Source organism: Vreelandella sp. 162(4c) (assembly GCF_058152265.1).
Genome location: NZ_CM176981.1, coordinates 275,444 through 298,010, shown reverse-complemented (window position 1 = coordinate 298,010; position 22,567 = coordinate 275,444). Strand labels below are relative to the sequence as shown.

Below are 22,567 nucleotides of genomic sequence, written 5' to 3'. Positions count from 1 at the left end.
CGGCAGTGCTCGCCGAGCGCAGGGAAGGTCAATTGCCTTCTATTAATGTGTTGAACCACCCTGTCGCGGCGCGTTGTGTCTGGGGGCTATTGCACGGATCAGACTCTCGGGAAAATCTCAGTACAATTCGGGAAGTTCTCATTTTGTGAGGCAAGGCTTCCCCACGTGTGCTCCTTAGACTCCCTTACAGGTGGTCGGCCTTCATGACGCCACCAAGGAGGAGAGCATGACCGCGCTTGAGCCAACCGGACTTAATAGTAAGCACAGCAACTTTATTGGCAAGAGCCAAGCTCGCGTCGAAGACGAAGCCCTGCTGAGGGGGCTTGGACGCTATGGTGGTGATCTCGCTACACCTCCGGGTACCTTGCATGCTGCAGTGTTGCGCTCACCGCATGCCCATGCACGGCTTACTTCGGTCAACCTACCCCAAGCTCTAGACATGCCTGCTGTGCACGGCGTGTTGATAGGGGAATATGTCAAGCGCTGGGCGGCTCCATTTGCTGTTGGTGAACCGCCCCGGTTATTCCGGAGACCGGACTTGACCCGCAACACCTGGAACTCGAGCTGACCGAAAGCATGCTCATGGAGGATGTCGATACGGCGGTCGCAACGATGACGTGCCTCAAGGATTACGGCGTGAGCATCGCGGTGGATGACTTCGGCACCGGGTATTCCGGCCTGAGCTACCTGAAGCGTTTCCCGATCGATACGCTTAAGATCGACCAGTCGTTCGTCCGCGAAATCACCAGCGATCCGGCCAGTGCCGCGATCGCCGACGCCATCATCGCCATGGCTCAGCGCCTGAATCTGGATGTTATCGCCGAGGGCGTGGAGACACCGGAGCAGTGCCGATTGCTGCGTGAAAGCGGATGTCGGTATATGCAGGGTTACCTGTTCGCAAGGCCGGTGCCGACAGAGGATCTAACTAAACTGTTGCGTGTGGGGCACGTCGGCAGGCACCTCTGACGCGGTTTGTGTTGATGCGGCTTGTTCGAACACGGCCAGCAGTAAAACAGAACCAGGGTATGGAGTTGGTGCTGGCGGTTCATTCGCCCGGGATGGCGGGGCCCTGCTGCTTCGTGCCGCCTTGCTTTCAGTCTACCTCGGGCTATACTTATTTAATCTTCTCCCGGGCTCTGCCCCCTCCCAGGTTTCACTGGGCTCCGCCCCTTCTCCAAGGCTTAGCCGTTCCTATACGACTGTTGTAAGCCACACAACGGTACAACGGAGGCATCATGGGCAAGAGCGCGGAACAATCACCCCAAGTATCATGCGATATCTGCCGGCAACGCCCTGCGGCTCTGCAGGTCACCGTTTCACAAGCCGGTCGAAGACGCACCCTCAACGTATGCCAAACGGATTATTTGCGCCTGAGAGCACGAAGTGCCTCTCCGTTTGAATCCCTTTTTGGAAGCGGGCTACTCGCCGACGATTTCTTCGAGCGGCTGGCGCGAGACGAGAATTTCGGCTTTGGCAGTGTCGCCAGTCGAGAGAACGGCCGGCCGCAGGATAGCGAATCGGTCGCCCTCGGTGACCTGCTTAGCGAGCAAAGCGAGCAGATTCTGCAGCAAGCCGCGGCTACCGCGACGGAGTGGGGTTCGCAGCTCATCGATACCAGCCACCTGCTTTACGCGCTGGCCGATAACGATGTGGTGCAGGCGCTCCTCAAGCGATACCAGCTATCGGCCAAGGAACTCAAGGCCCAGATTGAGCAATTGACACCCAAAGCTGCGAGCGAACCTGAAACGGACGGGCCTACAAAGATCGGCGTCTCCCCACGGGTGAAAGCCGCGCTACAGCGCGCTTTCCAGGCGTCGAGAGACCTCGGGCATGGCTATATTGGTCCCGAACACCTTCTGATCGGTCTAGCCGAGGAGGAGGGGCTGGCCAGCGACTTGCTGAACCGTTATGGCCTCTCTGCACACGGTCTTCGGCAGAAGGCTGTGCAGGTGGTTGGAAAGGGGGCACAGGAGGGGCGACTGCCGGAGCAAAGCGACACGCCAACCCTGGACAAGTACAGTCGGGATCTTACGGCATTGGCTAACGAGGACAAGCTCGACCCGGTGATCGGGCGAGCGGCCGAGGTCGAGACCCTGATCGAGGTTCTTTCCCGGCGCCGCAAGAACAACCCCGTTCTTATCGGTGAGCCGGGGGTCGGCAAGACCGCCATCGTCGAAGGGCTGGCGCAGCGAATTGTTCACAACGAAGTGCCGGACCTGTTGCAGAACAAACGGGTGGTTGAGCTAAACATCAACTCGCTGGTGGCGGGCTCCCAGTATCGTGGTCAATTCGAGGAGCGGATCAAACAGGTCCTCGACGAGATTACTTCCCACCAAAACGAGATTGTGCTGTTCATCGACGAGCTGCACACCATTGTCGGCGCCGGATCGACCGGGGGCGAAAGCGGGCTGGACGTCGCGAATACCCTCAAGCCCCAACTGGCGCGTGGTGAATTGCATTTGGTCGGGGCGACCACGCTGGGCGAATACCAGAAGCACATCGAAAAAGACGCTGCGCTGGAGCGGCGGCTGCAACCGGTGTTCGTCGCCGAACCAACGATTGAGCAGACCATCAATATACTAAGAGGGCTCAGGGATCGACTGGAGGCTCACCACAAGGTGACGATCACCGATGAGGCGATTGTCGCCGCAGTGGAGATGGCCGACCGCTACGTCACCAACCGGTTCCTGCCGGATAAGGCCATTGATCTGATAGATCAGGCGGCTGCCCGGGTACGAATCGGTGGCACTTCGCGGCCGCCGGAGCTTCACGAGCTCGGTGCACAGATCGACCAGCTGCGGCGTGAGCGTGACTACGCATCCAACCGCAAGAATTTCGAGCGCGCGAGCGCGCTGGAAGCTCGTATTGAAGAACACCAGGGCGACTATGACCAAGGCCTGGAGGAATGGAACACGACCCGGAGTACTAGCGCTAACCAGGTGGGCGTCGAGGATGTGGCACAGATCGTGTCGCGCCTGACCGGCGTTCCGGTGGCAGAGCTCACCACGGAGGAGCGCACCAGGCTGATGGAGATGGAACAGCGTCTACATCAGCGGGTCGTCGGTCAGGGCGAGGCGGTAAGAGCCGTATCCGATGCCGTGCGCTTGTCTCGCGCCGGGCTGGGCGACCGCCGCCGTCCCATCGCAACCTTCTTCTTCCTCGGACCCACGGGAGTGGGAAAGACGGAATTGACCAAAGCCCTTGCGGAAACGGTCTTTGGTGATGAAGAGGCGATGATCCGCATTGACATGAGCGAGTACATGGAGCGGCATACGGTTGCGCGCCTCATCGGGGCGCCTCCCGGATACGTCGGGTTCGAGGAAGGGGGGCAGCTTACCGAAAAGGTGCGCAGAAAACCGTACAGTGTCGTTCTACTGGACGAGTTCGAGAAAGCACACATGGATGTCCAGAACGTGCTGCTGCAGGTCTTCGATGATGGGCGGCTCACTGATGGGAAAGGGCGTGTCGTAGACTTCACCAATACCATCATAATCGCCACGAGCAACATCGGTTCCGATGTTATCCGGGAAAACCTCGAGGCCCCGGAGGACGAGCGCAAGGACGCCGCGGAATTGAAGTCGGAACTGTTGAACGTGCTTCGTCGCTATCTCCGCCCAGAGTTCATCAACCGCATCGATGAGATCATCGTGTTCCACGCGCTCGACCGCAAACAGATCCGTGACATCGTAGGTCTGCAGCTCGAACGCGTGAAGCGTATCGCGCACGGGCAGGGCTTGACCGTGGAGTTTGACGACTCGCTCATCGACCATTTGGCGGATATCGGCTACCGGCCAGAGTTCGGTGCGCGCGAACTTCGTCGCCAGATCCGTTCCCTGATCGAGACGCGCCTTGCGAGTGCCGTATTGCGCGGCGAAATAGAGGAAGGCGATAGCCTGCGCTTCGTCTACGACAAGGGGCGAAGTGAGGTCCGCTGGGAGAAGGAAACAAGGGTGCCTGCCTCCGAACCGGAGTAACGAAGCCACGGAAGCTGCGGCCAGGGGAGAAGCGACTAATGGGGACTAATGGGATAGACCCGGTGTACTCGACCGTCTCGCAGTGTCTCGCCGCCTTGCAGCGGGAATAAGTGGAGGAAAGAGCATGTTTACTCCGAATTCCATTCCCTATCAGCAACAACCTGGCTTTCAGCGCACCTACCGCCAGGGCCGCCTGAGCCTGGGCCTTTTCTTCCCTCTCGAAGCCTTTACCGGCGATATGCCGACTATGGCCAACCAGGTGAGCTTGGCCCAACGTGCCGAGCAACTGGGTTTCTCTGCTCTCTGGTTTCGGGACGTGCCGTTACGCGACCCCAGCTTCGGGGATTCGGGCCAGGTGTTCGATCCCTGGGTCTACCTGGGTTTTATGGCCGCACATACTCGCTCGATTGCGCTGGGTACCGCGTCGGTCATCCTGCCAATCCGTAATCCCCTGCACACTGCCAAGGCCGCAACGAGTGTCGATCAACTCAGTGGTGGCCGTCTGTTACTCGGCGTAGCTTCCGGTGACCGTCCGGTAGAGTTCCCGGCGTTCGGTGTCGACCCGGAGCAACGCGGCAGCCTGTTCCGCGAATACCTCAAGGTATTTCGCGAGGTTCAGCTCAGCAGTTTCGTGCCTTTGACCTGGTCGGGCGGGACGCTTCAGGGAGCCGATCTGATTCCCAAGCCAACCACAGCGGAAATTCCATTCTTCGTGACCGGCCATAGCCGCCAGACGCTGGAGTGGATCGCCCGCTACAGTCATGGGTGGATCAGTTATCCGCGCCCCCCGAAGTCCCAGCAAGTGGTTGTCGAGAGCTGGCGCACGGCGGTTCGTGATGAATGTGGCGAGCTGTTCAAACCCTTCAGCCAGTCACTTTACCTCGACCTGACAGATAACCCGCAGACACCCCCACGGCCGATCCACTTGGGGTATCAACTGGGACGGCATCACCTTATTGCGCTGCTCCACAGTTTGCAGGAGATCGGCGTAAACCATGTGATTATCAATTTGAAATACGGCCAACGACCTGCCGGCGAGGTCGTTGAGGAAATCGGTCAATTCGTTTTACCTGACTTCGCCATGTCGGTATAAGCCGGTCAGGGCTTCGGTATGCACATAGGGCTTCGCGTAGTGAGCTATAGTGTTACTAGAGTCCCGCTCTGTATTTCCTTTACCCGTCAACCGAGGTCATTATGGCCGAGTCGATCCACAATCCGAACGATCAGCCGGCCTCAAGCGATACGGTGTATGGAATGCCGGCTTATGCCGACAGGGCTGCGGCCGTGAACGAAGTGCATGCACGCCCACTCCTCATGATTCAGGCCCCGAGGGAGATGTTGCAGTTCGCTTTCATGAGGGGAGGAGATCTGACCAAGGATAAGTTGGCAATGAATGAGTTGTCTGGTCGTCTCCGCGTGGCTGAGCCTGACCAATCTACGTCATTTCATGGCTTGGCCTGGGAAGACGGAGACCTGCATTGTGAAAAGCACTCGGAGTATTCGACGTATCTGTGGTGTGCCGAGCTTGATCCCGAAACCGGAGAACCATGCGGCGAGAATCCGTTCAAGCATGGATTCATCCCTCCCGGCCCGGTGGTATCGGGCGTGCGCCTGACCTTTCTTCCATGGAATTCAGATACTGAGAAGGAGGTAGATCGCTTCGATCCTTCCAGCCTTTGTTACTCGCTGGTAGAAAGTGGGAACGCTGCCATCCTGACCGATTTCCGACAGGATGAAGACGGCCTGACGCACATCCTGATCCTTGCGCGTGATTTGAAACCCGCGCGAGCGGGGGCGCTGGCGCAACGTCTTCTGGAGATTGAGACCTATCGGACTTTGGCCTTATTGTCGTTGCCATTGACCAGGTCAATGACGAAGGAGCTGCGAAGCATGGAGTCACAACTGGCCATGATGACTGATGAGATGTCGACGAACTCGGAAGCGCGGCGTGACAACCACCTCCTTCTGTCAGAATTGACCAGTCTGGCGGCAAAACTGGAGGCCTGCGTTGCTGCAAATCTCTATCGATTTGGCGCCAGCCGGGCTTACTACGAGATTGTTGAAGAGAGGTTGGCAGCGCTAGTGGAGGAGGGCGTATCCGGATACTTCACCTGGCGGGATTTCCTTCAGCGCCGTATTGCGCCTGCGATGCGAACCTGCCTTTCGGTTAAAGAGCGCCAGGCCAAGCTCTCCGACGAACTGACCCGAAACATCTCACTACTGCGCTCCTGGGTCGATGTCGAACTGGAACGCCAGAATCGGGACTTGCTGGCGTCGATGAATAACCGAGTCAAGCTGCAATTGCGTCTTCAGCAAACGGTTGAAGGCTTGTCTGTGGCAGCAATTTCATATTACGTCGTGAGTCTTTCAGGCTATTTCCTGAAGGGAATTCCATTCATTTACGATGTTGTCACACCGGTGATGTCGGTACTGGTACCCGTCGTGATGCTGTTGATCTGGTGGAGGGTTCGTCGGATCAGACATGCCCACGACGATTCCACGGCGTTGTAAAAGTCTTAATACTATCTACCGGCTTGAAACGCGGAATGGGGTAATCGTGGAGCGTCCGGTAGGGATGCCAGCATTTAATGGACCCAGTCATCTAATCTCTTGGGGTAGAGATAGGGCAGCGAGCATGGCCGGCTGATGGGGCCCGGTTTCAATTTCTCCAATGACTATAGCGAGAGTCGCGCTATGCTGATCTTCATCTAAGCTTGGATATACTAGGCGGGCTTTACAGGGTCCCACTCCTAAGTCCGCTAGCTACGTCGTCAAGGAGCGCTTATGACCAAAGCTCAAAACGAGGTCTACACCAAGCAGCCCGCAGCAGAAGGGATCCAGACGGTTAACCCATGCCGAAAAGTGGTGGGCCTAGTACCTGCTCCGGAGATGTCCGCTGAGATGGCCGAAAAGGTAATCGACCAGTTACCCGAACTTCTGGCCAACTACGTAGATGACCGGTTGAGCTGGGAGGTTCAACTCATCGTTGATCCGTTGATCGGCGCTGCAGAGGTTTCCACCTATATCATCGGGAGTATTCTCGAATACAAGCGGCATCAGCAGTGGGACTACGCGATTTGCATTACCGATTTGCCGATCCACAAGTCTGGACGCTTCGTGATAGCTGAAACCAGCATGGTGCATGGCGTTGCAATAATCTCATTACCCGCTTTCGGCATTACCGCGGTACGCCGTCGCCTTAGCGAAGCGATTCTGCAACTGGTCAACGAATTGCATCATGGCAGCTCGGAAGAGGACCGTGCTCGCCAAGAGCAGCGTACTGAGCAATCCTATAAAGTTCACGAGAGCCTGCGTGGCAAAGGTGCCTGGCAACTACTGGGCAGACGCCTCTACGAGAAGTTGTTCCCGATACGGCGGGTCACGCGATCGGGCGAGGGAGAGTCCTTCGACGTACGCTTCATTGCTGATTCATGGATTAACGGCAATCTTCGCATCCTGGCCGGCATGGTTCGCGCCAACCGCCCCTGGACCATCTTTCCTGCTTTCAAAGGCGTCATCGCCGTAGCGTTCGCGACCGGTGCCTATGGCCTAGTGTTTCCCACCCTTTGGAATCTCAGCGCCAATTATGGTTGGCCTCGCCTTGTTCTTCTGATGGGAGTCTCCATGGTGGCGATGATCGCCTGGATCATACTTGCGCATTCTCTTTGGGAGTCGATAAGAAACTCCCCACTGCCACACTTGGTTCGCCTCTACAATACGGTCACTGTACTGACGCTAAGTACTGGGGTTATATTCTATTATACGATCCTACTGGGTCTGTTCTGTTTCACGGTCCTCGTTTTCATTCCGGCCAACATGCTGGAAGAGCAACTCGGCCAAGCGGCCAGCCTTCTAGATTATACTGCCCTTGCTTGGCTCGCGACTTCGGTTGCCACCATCGCTGGTGCCCTGGGGGCCGGATTAGAAGATGAAGAAACCGTCAGAAACGCTACTTATGGCTACCGGCAGCGACGCCGCAACCAAGAAGCGGATAAGCGCTGATGCGCGTCGACAATTAAAAGACGCAACCAAACGTGGGACGGCCTTCTAGTATCTCTTTGTTTTCGCGATCAACCATTGTTCTTTGGTGGTGTCCATGCCAGTGTTTCGTCCTCGGTTAGCCGTACGTCCTCCCGCATGGCATGATCCAATGCCTCTTCGAGCTTCATGAACAACTCCCCGTAGCGCGGGCTGAAGTGGATGCCTTCTTCTATATTGCGCCATGTGTCGAACAGTTGATCTTCGTGGGCTTTTTCGCTGGCGATAAAGGAGCGGGTCATCCGGCGCGCGCGTTGTGGGTGGACGCCCATGGCCGTGAGGGCCTCGCCGCCGAGTTCCAGGGCGGAGTAGTAGGTCTCGCTCACCACGTCGTCGGCGCCGGCTTCACGCAGCTCGTAACCATGGCCGCGGTCGAAGGCGCGGGCGAGTATCCAGACCTCTGGGTAAAGCTGTTTGACGTGACGCACCAGGCTCACGGCCCGGTCGCGGTCATCGATGGCGACGACGAGCAGGCGTGCCTCGGCAATGCCGGCGGTTTCCAGTAGCTGGATGCGGGTGGCGTCGCCAAAGTAACTTTTCAGTTGGATCAGGCGCAGATTTTCGATCTGATCCAGAGCATGGTCCAGGGCTACGCTGGGAATGTTGTTGGCGCGAAGCAAACGACACACGATCTGTCCGAAGCGGCCGACCCCTGCCACGATCACCGGGGCCTGCTCTTCTATCTCGTCCGGCTCTGCTTCTTCATTGGAAGCCTTCTGATAGCGTGGCAGCACCACCCGGTCATAGACAATGAACAACAGCGGTGTCAGGAACATGGACAGGGCCACCACCAGTGACAGCACCTGAGCGGTGTCTGCAGGGATAACTTGGTTCTGGGTACTGTAGGTCAGCAGCACAAACCCGAACTCACCGGCCTGGGCCAGCCCGAGGCTGAACAACCAGCCTTCACTGCCGCGGATGCCGAATGCGAAAGCCAAGCCAAACAGAATCAGCGTCTTGCCAATGATAACCGCCAGGGCGAGAAGAAAGATCGTATCCCATGAAGCCGCCAGAACGCCGAAATTGATTCCCGCGCCTACGGTCATGAAGAAAAGCCCCAGCAGTAGCCCCTTGAAAGGTTCGATATTGGCTTCCAACTCGTGCCGGAATTCGCTGTTGGCGAGGACCACACCGGCCAGGAATGCGCCGAGCGCAGGTGAGAGGTTCACTAGGCTCATGAGCGCCGCGATGCCGATAATCAGCATCAGGGACGCGGCGGTGAATACTTCCCGCATGCCGGATTGCACCACGTAGCGGAACAGCGGCCTACTCAGGTAATGGCCACAGATAATCACGATCACGATCGCGCCGACAACGGCCAGCCCATGCGCCCAGCCCGGCAGGTTCTCAACCAGGCTGAGGCTGCTATGCCCGCCCTCGCTGCCACTACCGGACATTTCGGACACGGCCAGCAGCGGGATAACGGCCAGCATGGGAATCACTGCAATGTCCTGGAAAAGCAGCACTGAGAAGGCACTCTGGCCACCTTCGGTTTTGACTAGCCCCCTTTCGGTAAGTGTTTGCAAGACAATCGCTGTTGAAGAGAGGGAGAAGAGAAACCCTACTGCCACGGCTGTTTGCCAGGCCATCCCCTGGGACCAAGCAAAATAGGTGGCGGCGGCTGCAGTCAGTGTGACCTGCAGGCCGCCAAGACCGAGCAGCCTGACCCGCATGGCCCAGAGGGATTTTGGGTCAAGCTCCATCCCCACCAGGAACAGCATCATTACCACGCCGAACTCGGCAAAATGCTGAAGAGTAAGGGCCTCCTGACCCACCAGTCCTGTCACCGGTCCTATGACCACACCGGCCACCAGATAACCGAGTACCGACCCCAGCCCGAACTGTCTGGCCAGTGGCACCGCGATTACCGCTGCCACCAGGTAGATAAACGCCTGAACAAAGTAGTCAGTCATCAGTCATGTCCGTAGGTCGAAAATCACATACCCATTCTTCTAACATTAGACCAACGGCTGCATTTCGCTTCCGGTATCGAAAATGGGGGACAAAAATGGGGACAGACCTGTTTTCTTCACCCCAATGATCAGCGTGGTCATAACCGTCAACTGGTAACCCGTGTGATTCATCACGGTCTTGTTAAAGTGGCTGATCGCACGCTTCCGGTTCTTATTCTTCTGCCAACGACATGGCAGCACCGCCACATATGCTCATTTATTCTCTAAATACTTGTCGCTTATAATATCAAGTAAAGAGGGCGGGGCGCTTGCTCACGGCCCCCTCGACCACTGGACGATGCCTTAAGAAAGGCGGTCGTGGTGGCGGTTAGGACAATGCGGCCAATCTTGGCCCTCCTCGCATTAGGGTTGGCCACCAATTGTCGGCGGCGGCTCCCAGGTGCAAGGTCACCCGCAATGCATGCATGGTGAGCGTGGCGGCGACTTTCAGCACCTGCTCGCGAAACCTCATTAGGCTCCACCTCTTACGGTTTTGATTCCCCATCAGGCAGCTCAGGCCGTGCGGATATTGTTTTAATCTAACCATTAGTTCTAGTTCGTTCTGGGCCTTCGGCCCTCCACCGGATGGCCTTTTCTCCGCTTCGCTACGTAAAGGCCGCTGCTGAATGTTGGCGTTACATCAGGAAAGTCTCAATGGCGGCTTCTGGCCGAAACAGGAAATTCCTGTATGGGTGCTACCGTTCAAAGCTGACATTCTAACTCGTTGTTACCGAAACCCCATAAACTGCTGACGCAACAACTCAGAGCAATCTAAGAGCACCGCACTATGCATCCCAGTGAAATGAGTTTCTGTTCATTAGTCAGACCTGACAGATTTTGTCTCGGACAGTGGGGTGTATTGTATTGTATTGGGGGCAGAGTCTCTGCCTTCATTCAACGTTTTGCTTATAAGCTCTTGATTACCTTTAAAAAAATAATCCAGGGAAGCTTGCGTATTACTTCACTCAGCTTATATTAATAATGACCCCCGTATTTGTTAAACATATATGACTACGTATTCATGGATAATACTAAAGTATATTCCTTTTTAATCAGTTAGATACAACTAGATTTTAAAGGCATATCTCCAATATTTTTGCATACGTATGCATTCTCTTCTATAACTTCAATTGGGCTTGAGCAGCATTGCAGAATCATGGCTGAGGCCCGTATGAAGCAACTGACAGACTACAACGACAATACGCACAGCGTTATTGCTGGATTACAACTAGGAGTGCTGTATGAAGCTTTTTCTTCCGCTCACATCTTTGGCCGCTGCCATCGCTTTGGTCGCTTCAACCCAAGCTGTTGCACAAGCAGAACGTGTTATCAATGTGAGTCTACCGCTCGGCCCTGACTCACAGCAGGGTATTGGGGTTCTTAAGTTTGGTGACGAGCTTGAGCGCCTCTCAGAAGGCCGACTGACCATTGAGCCCCACTACGACAACGCATTGGGTGCTGAACGCGAAGTCGTTGAAGGCATGGGCTTTGGCATCATCGATGCGGGCATTTCCTCCACCGGTCCGATGGGAGGCTTCGTCGATGAATTCATGCTCTTTGACTTACCCTACGTCTTCGAGAACCACGAGCATGCCTATGCCTTTCTAGACAGCGAGCATGGCGAGGAGCTCGCACGGCTGGCCGAGGAAGGCATGAACGTGAAGTTTCTGGCGTGGATGGAGAACGGCTTCCGCCACAACACCAACTCGGTACGTCCAATCGAGAAACCCAGCGATCTGGAAGGCATTAACCACCGCACACAGGAAAGTCGCGTCCAGGTCGATACCTGGGAAGCACTGGGTGCTAACGCGACACCCATGGCATGGACCGAGGTTTACACCGCCCTCCAGCAAGGTGTTATGGATAGCCAGGAAAACCCCTTGGCCACCATCTATGACGTTAACTTCTACGAAGTTCAGGACTACCTGAACATGACACAACACGTCTATTCGCCAGCGCCACTGATGATGGGCCTGGATCTGTTCAATTCTTTCAGCGAAGAAGACCAGGCGATCATCATGGAGGCGGCCCAGATTGCCTTGCCGGTACAGCGTGAGGCCAGTCAGGAGTTAGAACAGCGTTACCTCGGGCAACTCGAAGAATTGGGCATGACCGTAACCCATCCCGACCTTGCCCCGTTTCGCGAAGCGGTCAAACCTGTCCTTGAAGAGTGGGCCCCCACCATCGGTGAGGATCTGGTCGACGCTGCCGTCAATTACGAATACTGAGCCCACAACGTCCGCAGGTAACACGACGTCCTGCGGGCGCTTTTCCGACGCATGAGGCAGCCATGAAGTCTTATCTACTACTGGCCCACAGAGCCATTGATGAGTTTAACCGTCTGATCGGCTGGATATTGGCCGGATTGTTGTTAGTGATGACGGTACTTATCTTCTGGCAGGTATTTGCCCGTTTTGTCGTAGGCAGCCCGCTGTTCTTCTCAGATGAAATAGCCCGCTTCTCCATGCTCTGGTTGACCTTTCTCGGAGCTGGATATGCCTATCGTAAGGGCACACTAATCTCCGTGGACATCTTACTGGAACACGCTGGAAGAACACTGGCGCGCCTGCTGCGAATTGCCATCATCCTGTGTTCCGCTCTCTTCGCCTTTATCTTGATGAAACACGGTTACGACCTGATGGATCGGGTCGCCAGCCAGACAGCACCCAGTACTAGAATTTCTATGATGTGGCCTTACATGGCCATTCCCGTTGGAGGCGTGGTTATCATGATCAATAGCCTGGGGCTGTTGCTTGATGAGGCACTCAATATTCACAATCAGCCCAAGCAGGAGGTGAACTGACCATGGCACTGCTCTTGTTCCTACTGCTGATTTCGCTGTTCATCATCGGCGTACCCATTGCTCTCTCTCTCGGGCTAGCTTCTGCGATAACTATTTGGCATGGGGATTTATCACCCATGTTGATCGTTCCCCAACAGCTCATCGCTTCGGTGAACTCCTTCCCGTTGATGGCGATACCCTTCTTCATCCTCGCGGGTTCCTTGATGCAGAGCGGTGGAATATCCCGGCGTCTGGTCGACTTCTCCAACACCCTGGTCGGCAGTATGACGGGCGGCTTGGCGATGGTGGCCATCGTCACTTCACTTTTCTTCGCGGCCATCTCAGGATCTGGCGCAGCCACAACCGCTGCCATCGGCTCCATCTTGATACCGGCCATGCTGGCCAAGGGTTACCCTGGAGGCTATACCGCCGCCAACCAAGCTGCCTCCGGCGCCCTCGGCGTCATTATCCCGCCCAGCATCCCGCTGATTCTTTACGGGATAGCTGCCAATGTGTCCGTGGGGGACATGTTCATCGCAGGCATTCTGCCCGGCATCCTAGTAACGCTGACTCTGCTGATCTTTGCCTACTTCTTCGCCAAGGCGAATGGTTTGGCTGGGAGTATCGAAAAGAGTTCTTGGATGGACGTCCTGCGGGCGGGGCGCAAGGCGATCCTGGCAATCCTTATGCCAGTCATCATCTTGGGCGGTATCTACAGTGGCATATTCACGCCGACTGAAGCCGCAGTCATCGCGGTGGCTTACTCTTTCCTGATCGGGTTTGTCATCTATAAGGAAATCAAACTGAGCAGCCTGGTTGATATCCTCAAACAATCGGCTGTTACCAGCGCTATTGTGCTAAGCATCATCGGCGCTGCAGGACTCTATGGTCGTATGCTTCAGCGGCTAAGGGTGCCTGATATGGTGTCCCAATTCGCAATATCGGCCATCGACAGCCCACTACTGTTCATTATCCTGGCCAATCTCCTGCTGTTGTTTGCAGGAATGTTTATTGAGGCAGCAGCGGCGATCCTGATCTTCGTGCCTATCCTGTTACCCATTGCGATCAGCTTCGGATTCGACCCTGTCCACTTCGGGATCATAATGGTGGTCAACCTGGCCATGGGAATGTTCACCCCACCGGTCGGCCTCAACCTCTTCGTGGCATCACAGATAGCTAATATTAGTATCGCTCGACTCACCTGGTCCGTACTGCCCTTCGTAGGAATCGTACTCATCAATCTTCTGATTATCAGCCTGCTGCCTTTCCTGTCTACTTGGCTGCCTTCGCTGTAAACCCCTCCAAGGAGAGAAACCTTATGACCGTTGTAGAAAGTTTAACGCCACGCCATGGCCTCAGAGTGCTGATTACCGCTGGTGCCAATGGTATCGGCTTAGCAATCGCTAAGGCCTTCCAGGAGGCGGGCGCACGAGTGCACGTTTGTGATATCGACACCCAGGCCTTGGCCTCGCTGCCGGAGGGCATCTCACACACTGTGGCGGATGTCAGCAAAGAGGAAGACGTCGACCGGCTGTTCCAAGATGTCGTCTCTCTGGGTGGGCTTGACGTCGTCGTTAATAATGCTGGCATCGCAGGGCCCACTGCGGGGATCGATGAGATCGATAATGACGCCTGGACCCGTACTATCGACATCAATCTCAATGGTCAGTACCGGGTTGCTCACCGCGCGACGCCGTTACTGAAGGAAAGCCAGGGGCTGTTGATCAACTTGGCATCAGTCGCAGGTCGCCTGGGCTTTGCATACCGCACTCCTTATGCCGCCAGCAAATGGGCTGTCGTCGGACTGACTAAGAGCTTGGCAATTGAGCTCGGCCCAGAAGGGGTGAGAGTCAACGCAATTCTACCTGGCATCGTGCGTGGACCGCGTATCGAAAAGGTCATTGAAGATCGTGCGGTCAAGCGTGGGCTTAGCTATGCCGAAATGGAGCAGGAAAATCTTTCTAAGATATCTATGCGACGCATGGTTGAACCCTCCGACATAGCGTCTATGGCCCTGTTCCTGTCGGCACCTGGTGGTTCCAATGTTTCAGGCCAGGCGCTGAGTGTCTGCGCCAACGTTGAGTCTTTGTGACTGATATAGGAGCAGCCTCATGACAGCACGTATAGGAATTATCGGCGCAGGCTTGATTGGCCGGGCTTGGGCCATTGTCTTTGCACGAAGCGGGATGTCTGTATGTCTCTATGATGTTGATGCTAGCGCTCTCAGCCAAGTCCGAGACGGCATTCGGCAGTCTCTTCAAGACTTATTTCAGGCTGGCCTAATTGAAGATATTGAGGTTCCGCTATCTCTCATCCAGACAGAAAACAATCTGGCGCATGCTATGAGGGATGTTGAGTACGTTCAGGAATGTGGGCCAGAAGACATTGATGCCAAACGACGTATCTATTCAGAACTTGAGTCGGTGGTGGCCATAGATACCGTGTTGGCTAGCTCTACCTCCGGCATCGCCGCGTCTCGGTTCACAAACCATCTGAAACACCCTGAGCGCTGCTTAGTAGCACATCCCGTCAATCCGCCTTACTTGATTCCACTCGTCGAAGTAGCCCCATCACCAGACACTTCGGAAGCAGCGGTGAACCGCACCATGCAACTGATGGAACAGGCTCAGCAAACCCCGATACTGGTTCGGAAGGAAGTCCAAGGCTTCATTCTCAATCGTTTGCAAGGCGCATTGTTGAACGAAGCGCTACGCCTGTTTCGCGATGGCTATGTTTCCGCTGAGGATCTGGATAAGACAGTTAAACACGGACTTGGCCTGCGTTGGTCGTTTATGGGGCCTTTCGAGACCATCGACCTCAATGCGCCTAATGGAGTCGTCGATTACGGCCAGCGCTATGGGCCACTTTACCGCGATGTCGACCGTCAGCGCAGCGATGATGACCCCTGGGATACCGCAACCCTGGCTGCCTTGGGCCAAGAACGCCGGTCACAGCTACCTTCCGAAGGTCTAGCTGAGCGACAAGCTTGGCGCGACCGACGCCTAATGGCGCTGATGGCTCATCAGCGCCATATCGATACCAAATAACTTTTTCACTTTAACTAGGAGAAACTTCTGATGGCTAATAAACGTAAAGTCATAATCACCTGTGCAGTAACCGGTGCCATCCATACGCCCTCCATGTCGCCACACCTACCGGTAACACCTGAAGAGATTGCCGAGGCTGGTATCGCTGCCGCTGATGCAGGCGCTTCCATACTTCACCTTCATGCCCGCGATCTCGATAACGGTAAGCCCACACAAGATCCAGCTGTCTTCGAGCGGTTTCTACCGCGTATCAAGAAAGCTACCGACGCGGTCATCAACCTTACCACTGGTGGCAGCCCTCACATGACCGTTGAGGAACGTATGCGGCCAGCCATGGAGTTTAAGCCTGAGCTTGCCTCTATGAACATGGGGTCGATGAACTTTGGGCTTTTTCCCATGCTTAACCGATATGAGGATCTCAAGCACGATTGGGAGCGCGCCCATCTTGAGAATAGTCGCGACTTAGTGTTCAAGAACACTTTCGCTGATATCGAAAAGGCCATGACACTTGGTGCAGAGAACGGCACTCGCTTTGAATGTGAATGCTACGATATTGGCCATCTTTACAATTTACGCAATTTGATGGATCGCGGCATTATTAGTGGAAAAGTCTTCGTGCAGAGTGTGTTCGGCATCCTGGGCGGTATCGGCCCCCACCCCGAGGATGTTATGCATATGCGCCGAACCGCCAACCGCTTATTCGGTGATGACTACGAGTGGTCAGTGCTGGGTGCCGGAGGCAACCAGATGCGGATTGCTGCTCAGGCGGCAGCCATTGGAGGCCATGTTCGCGTCGGCCTTGAAGACTCACTATGGCTTTCTCCGGGCAAGTTAGCCGAAAGCAACGCAGCACAAGTAGCCAAAGTACGCGAAATTCTCGAAGGCCTTTCCTTTGAAATAGCAACGCCCGACGAAGCACGCGAGATACTTCAACTTAAAGGTGGCGACCAAGTCGGCTTCTAGGGAGAGTACTTAATGCCAGTATATCGACTCGAAGGTAACGTTCCCGAGATAGCGCCAGATGCCATGGTGATGGAAGAAGCTACGCTTATCGGGCGTATTCATCTTGCTCACGAAGTCTCTGTCTGGCCTGGCGCAGTGCTACGAGGGGATAATGAACCTATCACCGTCGGGGAAGGCAGCAATCTGCAAGATGGCTGTGTGATACATACCGACCCTGGTTACCCGGTCGACATCGGCTGTCAGGTGACCGTAGGGCACCTAGCCATGTTACATGGTTGTAAAATCGGCGATGGCGTACTGGTGGGCATGAACGCAACTTTACTCAATGGCGCAGAAATTGGTGATCATTGCATCATAGGTGCCGGCGCTTTGGTCACCTCGGGCAAACGATTCCCTCCACGCTCGTTAATTATGGGTGTGCCCGCTAAGGTGGTCAGAGAGCTAACCGATGATGAAGTGCAAGGAGCATTAGATAACAGCAAAGTTTACGTGAAAAAGATCGACCAGTATCGGTCTCTTGAAAAGGTTTGAGAGTGAGTACGGTAAGTCACTGCCTTTGGTTCTGATGAATCGGGCTGTATATGATCTAAACGGCCCTCTGGGAGCGTGATGCATGAAAAGAAAATCCGTAACCTCCCGCGATGTGGCGAAGTTAGCTGGTGTGTCTCAGTCAGCAGTGAGTCGCAGCTTTTCAGCTGATGCCAAGGTGGCGGAGAAAACGCGCAAAAGGGTGCTGGAGGCAGCCCGGGAGCTAGGATATCGCCCCAACTCCATTGCGCGCTCGCTGATTACCAGATCGAGTCGTACCATTGCTGTAGTGGCTTACAGCCTCGAAAATCCTTTCTACAGTGTCATGCTGGAAAAGGCGTCACGCTACTTTCAGCAACAGGGCTACCATCTTCAGCTTTTCTTTGCTCCGTCAGATAACGGTTTCGCTACGGTAATTGACGACATAATTAGAAGCCAAGTCGAGGGGGTGCTGATGCTGGCGATAACCATGGATAGCGCCCAGGCAGAGGAGGTGGCGAATTTTGGTATTCCTTTCGTTGTCATCAATCGTACTGTCAATTTTGATGGTATAAGCCAAGTCGGCAGTGATAACTACAGCGGGGGGTATTGGGCAGGTCACTACCTTTCCTCCCTTGGTCATCGCCGTATTGCCTATCTGGCAGGGTTGCCAGACTCTTCCACCGACCTCCAGCGGCAAGCCGGCTTTCTGAAAGGACTTGCCGATGTGGGTGTGGATTGCTATGCGATGGAGGTCGGTAACTACCGGTACGCAGATGCCTGCCATGCAACGAGGCGCCTGTTTGCTAATTCAACACCACCGGATGCGCTGTTTTGTGCTAACGATCTGATGGCAATCGCTGCTATTGATACCTTGCGGCATGAATTCGGGCTTGCAGTGCCTGATGACGTATCGGTCATTGGTTTCGACGATATACCGATGGCGGATTGGCCGAGTCATTCCCTGACAACCCTGAAACAGCCGGTGGAATTAATGGTCTTGAAGGCTACTGAGCTACTGATGGCACAAATCAATCAGATCGACATTAATACGGAGCACATCATGCTCCCGGTAACGCCAATGCTGCGAAACAGCACCCGCCGCTCGGCACGCCATCCTAAGGAGAACCTAGAGGAGGTGAGCGATGCACATCATCCTAGCGCCAGATAGCTTTAAAGATGCTCTCTCGGCTAGCGAGGCCGTCAGCGCGATCACTGACGGTATTTGTAGAGCTTTACCATCTGCACAGTATGATGCTTGCCCGATGGGCGATGGTGGGGAAGGTACTTTGGATGCTTTGATTGACGCTACAGGAGCGGAGCGGCATTACCAGACGGTGCAGGGACCTTTGGGAGAACTTCGTCAGGCAGCGTGGGGCTGGCATCCCATTAATTTCACAGCATATATTGAACTGGCTGAAGCGTGTGGTCTGCAGCACCTGACTCTTCTGGAGCGCACGGCACTGCATAGCTCCACCCATGGGGTAGGTGAGCTGATTATCGCCGCTCTGAACGCGGGTGCTAAGCGCATAATACTCATGCTAGGGGGGAGTGCGACCAACGACGCGGGTGCAGGCATGCTGCAGGCTTTAGAGGCAAGATTGCTTGATGACCAAGGACGACCTCTGTCGCCCGGTGGGGCGGCTCTGATCAATCTTGCTCAAGTGGAGCTTGATGGACTTGATTCGCGTCTGTCTGAGGTGATCGTTGAGACCGCCGTGGATGTAGATAATCCGCTGGTCGGTGAGCGCGGTGCCAGTGTTGTATTCGGCCCTCAAAAAGGCGCTAGCGAAAAAGATGTCGTCATATTGGATGCTGCACTAGCACATTTCGCCAGCAAGGTGGCTGAGACTCTGGGAAATGACTTCCGTGAATTACCCGGTTCAGGGGCTGCTGGAGGGATGGGGTTCGCGGCACGCACCTTTCTCGGGGCGGAGCTGTGTCCAGGTATTGAATTGGTGATGACCCAGGTCGGGTTTCGACAACGACTTGAGCTTGTCGATTTGGTCATTACCGGCGAGGGAAGGCTAGACGGTCAAAGTATGGCAGGGAAGACCCCAATTGGCATTGCCCGCTGCGCACGGGAAATGGGTGTTCCAGTAGTTGTGTTAGCGGGTAGCCTCGGTGAGGGATGGCAGTTGGCTTATGATGAAGGCGTAACCTCTGTAATTGCCACCACGGCAGCAGGCGTAAACATACGCCTGCTGGCAACGGCTTAGTAGGCTTGCCGGCCCTTTTAGCCGGCTTTGTCGGGCAAGGCCCCTAAGATCAGGGAGCGATGCGGGTACTAGCATCGGTAAAGCCGATCAGCGAAATATCTATGTCCATGCGTTCACCGCGTGGACTAATCATGCTGAGGGTTGCTGTATTGCCACTGCGGAGTTGCTGCAACATCGACGACTCAATGGGCACGTCAGCACGGCACCCTTGCTCTTGGCATACCTGATAGGGGAATTGGACTGGCTCAGCGTTATCCACACTGAATTGCAAGCCCGGGGCCAGACGTACCCCTAGCGGCACGAAGAAGCTCATCACCGGGTCATCGATCTGAGGCGGGTAGTCAAGAATTACCTGCATCAAGGGTTGGTCGCTGTCAGGTTGAGTGATCAATTGCGACATCGCACAAGGGCTCGGGCCCTCGGCACTACGCTGGCAACGGACTTCCCAATCCTGGAACGACTCGGTAGTGACATCATTACCGGAGGCTGCCCCCGGTTGTTGTTGGCTGAAGGCATTGGGAGACAGCACCAAGAGCGATAATAGCCCCATCCTGCATAGGTTTTGAGTAAGAGAGTTCGGCATTGGCATAACCTCCTGTTGGTTCGCTGATGGTGGATAATAATACTCACCATGCCTGCTTGTTCGCTTGAGGTCGAGCCCTTGATTTACGAGAGCGTGGTTGGGCGGTTTACCTTCCTCTCCACCTCGTTTTCCTGAGCGTTTTTTTATTTAAGGTAAATATAGACTTTATTTGTGAAACCATTCGCTATATAGGCGAGTTCCGGAGTGGCGATTAAGGCTTACACAGGACGCTAGGCAGGCGTGTTGCTGCGTGTAGCGGTGCAACTGCTCATGGGTCTCCCTAAGCTGAAAAGCACCGTCAGATATCTGCCGATATAAATCTGGCATTATACTCTGAGCAATATTTTTATATACCTAGGCTGTATTTATATGCCCGCTTACCTTTGCAGTTTTTATTGGCGTGGTTTATGCAGTGGTCAATTAAAAGTGAAAGGCAAGAGCGTGAAGGGGCTGTTTGAAATTATGTAAGGTAACAAAGTTTCGTTCTATCAAAAGTAACTCCTAACACTACTGCATTTTGCTATTAGTCTTAGCAGTGAGCGGTAGTGCTGAGTTAGGCTCGCTTAGTTACCTAGTACGTTGGTTTCGCTTTTCTTTGATGATTTAGCAGCTTTCTTTTCTTTGGCTGTTAGAAGGGGTTTCTTTTTAGTGTCTTTTTTACTGTCTTTTCCTTTGCTCATGCTATTTGCCTCTATTAATCCATTAGTTGACCCGTTAAGCTGTATGAAACCAGCTTCCGTGAGCTGATGTTAGCGCATAAAGTGTCGACGCGCATTGTATATAGTTAATACTCTGCTAAAACGTAAAAGCTGGCCTCACCCTGGCCATATGAAATCTTCAGGAAGTAGACAGACTGTACCTTGCTCCACTACAAGCTAATTCTTTGTTTCTATAGGGTTAAGCTTATTTGTTAGCTGTGACTAAAGTTATTTTTTTGTCCGATAATTGAACCGAGCAATATTCTACGCTGGCTTTTAAGCGGCTATTTTCCTCCCAGAACGCCCAAAAAGCGCTGATTTTGCAAGTAGTGCACTGGCGTGGCTGGCTGGTCTGGATGTCATCAGCCCCTTTTAATCGGCTTCAAGCTAAATATTCGTTCTTCCAGGTGGCTGGGCAACACCCTCTGTGTTACCCAGCGCTGTTTGAGCCACGTTATTCGATGCTGGAACTGCTCTCTTCCGGTTCTAACTGCCCATGCCGTTGCATCCATCGCATCACAATCCAACACAGTGCTGCCCAGCTCGCCCCGGCCGTCCAGCCGGCAAGCACATCGGTCGGCCAATGAACCCCAAGGTAAACGCGGCTTATGCCCACCAGCAGGGTCAACAATATCGCCAGTATCAGGAGGTAAGCCTTTAGCCTCAGCGCGGGCTGTACGCGAATGAGTAGCGCTGCCAGGGTGAGGTAGGTCACGGCTGACATCATCGAGTGACCGCTGGGAAAGCTCGCGGTGTAGACCATTGCTTCATGAGGCACGAGATCGGGGCGAGGGCGGTCAAAGCCCAGCTTCATCACGGTGCTGAGAAGTATGCCACCGGGCACCGCGATTGAGGCAAATAGAGCCGCGCGATAGTGTCTGGCAAGTAAGAGGTAGCCCAGGGCGCCCAATGTGATGAGTACCAGCACGCCGACACCGCCCAGTGCGGTGAAGTCCCGGCCCATTTCCTCAACCCAGCCCGGCCCGATTGGGTCGCTAAGATCTGCGGGGTTGCGAAGGGCGAGCAGCAGGCTCTCATCAATGCTATGGGTGTCCCCCTCGATAACTTCTTCGGCCAGCGCGACGAACCCCCAAATCCCACCGGAAAGTACCGCGACGCATAGCAGCATCGCCAGTTCGTAGCGGCCGAGCCGAGCCAGTAGGGAAAAGCTTTTGCGCCCAACTTGTCCCAGTTTTTCATGGTGCTTCATTTGCAACTCCTTTGCTTTGAGAAGGGGTACGCAGCGCCAATTCTGACGTTTTGTCTGGAGGAGTTTGGCAGGATAGTCAGGCATTGTCGCCGAAGGTCTTGCGCCAGTCCCGGGGGCTAACCTGATGGCGCTGCCTGAAATGTTGCCAAAACGAAGTTGCCGTGTGAAAGCCGCTTTTTTCCGCAATGGCTTCTACCGACAAGGAGGTGGTTTCCAACAGCTCGCGCCCGCGCCGTAAACGCTCGTTGACCAGCCACTCTACGACCGTCATTCCGGTGGCTTTATGAAAATGGCGCGTAAAGGTTCGCCGACTCATGGCCGTTCGGGCGGCGAGTTCGTCGATAGTGTGCGAGGAGGCCAGATGTTCGCGCAGGTAGTCGAGCAGGCGATTGATATGGGCATCCTGGGTGGAGACGGCAACCGGTTGTTCAATGAACTGTGCCTGCCCACCTTCCCGATGCGGCGGAACCACCATGACGCGGGCAATCTTGTTGGCGATCTGCGCGCCGTAATACTCGCGCACCAGGCACAAGCAGCAATCCATGCCAGCGGCCGTGCCCGCCGAGGTCACCAGTTGATCCTCCTCCACGTAGA

Annotated in this window: 20 protein-coding genes and 1 pseudogene; 15 read left to right on the top strand and 6 right to left on the bottom strand. The window is 54.9% G+C overall.

The genetic code is table 11. The annotated features are described in order from the left end of the window. Positions 1-226: 226 nt before the first annotated feature. From AC4EYZ_RS01360 to AC4EYZ_RS01335, 6 genes are all read left to right on the top strand, one after another. Entirely contained in the window at positions 227-568 is a 342-nt protein-coding gene (locus AC4EYZ_RS01360) for a hypothetical protein (protein WP_022523786.1), read from the top strand. A gap of 14 nt (positions 569-582) precedes the next feature. After that, positions 583-966, top strand: coding sequence for an EAL domain-containing protein (locus AC4EYZ_RS01355; RefSeq protein WP_272946855.1), 384 nt, complete (start codon positions 583-585; stop codon positions 964-966). 269 nt (positions 967-1,235) lie between these two features. Next, a complete protein-coding gene (locus AC4EYZ_RS01350) occupies positions 1,236-3,974 on the top strand; it encodes an ATP-dependent Clp protease ATP-binding subunit (protein WP_022523784.1) in 2,739 nt (912 codons plus the stop codon). A 124-nt stretch (positions 3,975-4,098) separates the two neighbouring features. Then, positions 4,099-5,067, top strand: a complete 969-nt coding sequence (locus AC4EYZ_RS01345) for an LLM class oxidoreductase (protein WP_022523783.1) — start codon at positions 4,099-4,101, stop codon at positions 5,065-5,067. 101 nt (positions 5,068-5,168) lie between these two features. Continuing rightward, positions 5,169-6,485 (top strand): DUF3422 family protein, encoded by a 1,317-nt coding sequence (locus tag AC4EYZ_RS01340; protein WP_022523782.1) that lies wholly within the window; start codon positions 5,169-5,171, stop codon positions 6,483-6,485. 273 nt (positions 6,486-6,758) lie between these two features. Further along, the gene (locus AC4EYZ_RS01335; protein WP_022523780.1) at positions 6,759-7,976 is read left to right on the top strand and encodes a hypothetical protein; all 1,218 of its coding nucleotides are present in this window, start codon (positions 6,759-6,761) and stop codon (positions 7,974-7,976) included. Positions 7,977-8,044: 68 nt separating this feature from the next. On the opposite strand, the gene AC4EYZ_RS01330 is transcribed toward AC4EYZ_RS01335, so the two are convergent. The 3 genes and pseudogenes from AC4EYZ_RS01330 to AC4EYZ_RS01320 all read right to left on the bottom strand — a co-directional run. Next, positions 8,045-9,925: a monovalent cation:proton antiporter-2 (CPA2) family protein gene (locus AC4EYZ_RS01330; RefSeq protein WP_022523779.1), complete on the bottom strand. Its 1,881-nt coding sequence runs from the start codon at positions 9,923-9,925 to the stop codon at positions 8,045-8,047. Positions 9,926-9,970: 45 nt separating this feature from the next. Continuing rightward, entirely contained in the window at positions 9,971-10,171 is a 201-nt protein-coding gene (locus tag AC4EYZ_RS01325; RefSeq protein WP_053857072.1) for a hypothetical protein, read from the bottom strand. Positions 10,172-10,292: 121 nt separating this feature from the next. Continuing rightward, positions 10,293-10,532 (bottom strand): annotated as a pseudogene (locus AC4EYZ_RS01320) (IS1380 family transposase); the annotation flags it as partial. Positions 10,533-11,205: 673 nt separating this feature from the next. On the opposite strand from AC4EYZ_RS01320, the gene AC4EYZ_RS01315 reads away from it, so the two are divergent. The 9 genes from AC4EYZ_RS01315 to AC4EYZ_RS01275 all read left to right on the top strand — a co-directional run bounded on the left by AC4EYZ_RS01315 (position 11,206) and on the right by AC4EYZ_RS01275 (position 19,482). Continuing rightward, complete coding sequence (locus tag AC4EYZ_RS01315; protein ID WP_022523776.1) at positions 11,206-12,192, top strand: TRAP transporter substrate-binding protein; 987 nt, start codon at positions 11,206-11,208, stop codon at positions 12,190-12,192. 62 nt (positions 12,193-12,254) lie between these two features. Further along, entirely contained in the window at positions 12,255-12,767 is a 513-nt protein-coding gene (locus AC4EYZ_RS01310) for a TRAP transporter small permease (RefSeq protein ID WP_022523775.1), read from the top strand. A gap of 2 nt (positions 12,768-12,769) precedes the next feature. Beyond that, positions 12,770-14,041 (top strand): TRAP transporter large permease, encoded by a 1,272-nt coding sequence (locus AC4EYZ_RS01305; protein WP_008957886.1) that lies wholly within the window; start codon positions 12,770-12,772, stop codon positions 14,039-14,041. A 23-nt stretch (positions 14,042-14,064) separates the two neighbouring features. After that, on the top strand, positions 14,065-14,838 hold the full coding sequence (locus AC4EYZ_RS01300; protein ID WP_022523774.1) for an SDR family oxidoreductase: 774 nt from the start codon (positions 14,065-14,067) through the stop codon (positions 14,836-14,838). A 19-nt stretch (positions 14,839-14,857) separates the two neighbouring features. After that, a complete protein-coding gene (locus tag AC4EYZ_RS01295; RefSeq protein ID WP_022523773.1) occupies positions 14,858-15,793 on the top strand; it encodes a 3-hydroxyacyl-CoA dehydrogenase in 936 nt (311 codons plus the stop codon). Positions 15,794-15,823: 30 nt separating this feature from the next. Beyond that, on the top strand, positions 15,824-16,756 hold the full coding sequence (kce, locus tag AC4EYZ_RS01290; protein WP_022523772.1) for a 3,5-dioxohexanoate:acetyl-CoA acetone transferase: 933 nt from the start codon (positions 15,824-15,826) through the stop codon (positions 16,754-16,756). Between the two features lie 12 nt (positions 16,757-16,768). After that, positions 16,769-17,287, top strand: a complete 519-nt coding sequence (locus AC4EYZ_RS01285) for a gamma carbonic anhydrase family protein (protein ID WP_022523771.1) — start codon at positions 16,769-16,771, stop codon at positions 17,285-17,287. 82 nt (positions 17,288-17,369) lie between these two features. Then, the gene (locus tag AC4EYZ_RS01280; protein WP_008957891.1) at positions 17,370-18,434 is read left to right on the top strand and encodes a LacI family DNA-binding transcriptional regulator; all 1,065 of its coding nucleotides are present in this window, start codon (positions 17,370-17,372) and stop codon (positions 18,432-18,434) included. Beyond that, positions 18,409-19,482 carry a glycerate kinase gene (locus AC4EYZ_RS01275; RefSeq protein WP_022523770.1) on the top strand — a complete coding sequence of 358 codons (1,074 nt, stop codon included), beginning with the start codon at positions 18,409-18,411 and terminating at the stop codon, positions 19,480-19,482. The genes AC4EYZ_RS01280 and AC4EYZ_RS01275 overlap by 26 nt, the downstream gene beginning before the upstream one ends. A 49-nt stretch (positions 19,483-19,531) precedes the next feature. Here the strand turns inward: AC4EYZ_RS01275 and AC4EYZ_RS01270 are convergent, their stop codons facing one another. From AC4EYZ_RS01270 to AC4EYZ_RS01260, 3 genes are all read right to left on the bottom strand, one after another. Then, entirely contained in the window at positions 19,532-20,071 is a 540-nt protein-coding gene (locus AC4EYZ_RS01270; protein ID WP_053857070.1) for an invasion associated locus B family protein, read from the bottom strand. A 1,146-nt stretch (positions 20,072-21,217) separates the two neighbouring features. Then, on the bottom strand, positions 21,218-21,973 hold the full coding sequence (locus AC4EYZ_RS01265) for a phosphatase PAP2 family protein (RefSeq protein ID WP_490204072.1): 756 nt from the start codon (positions 21,971-21,973) through the stop codon (positions 21,218-21,220). 76 nt (positions 21,974-22,049) lie between these two features. After that, positions 22,050-22,517 carry a helix-turn-helix domain-containing protein gene (locus AC4EYZ_RS01260; protein ID WP_278371347.1) on the bottom strand — a complete coding sequence of 156 codons (468 nt, stop codon included), beginning with the start codon at positions 22,515-22,517 and terminating at the stop codon, positions 22,050-22,052. Between the last annotated feature and the right edge of the window lie 50 nt (positions 22,518-22,567).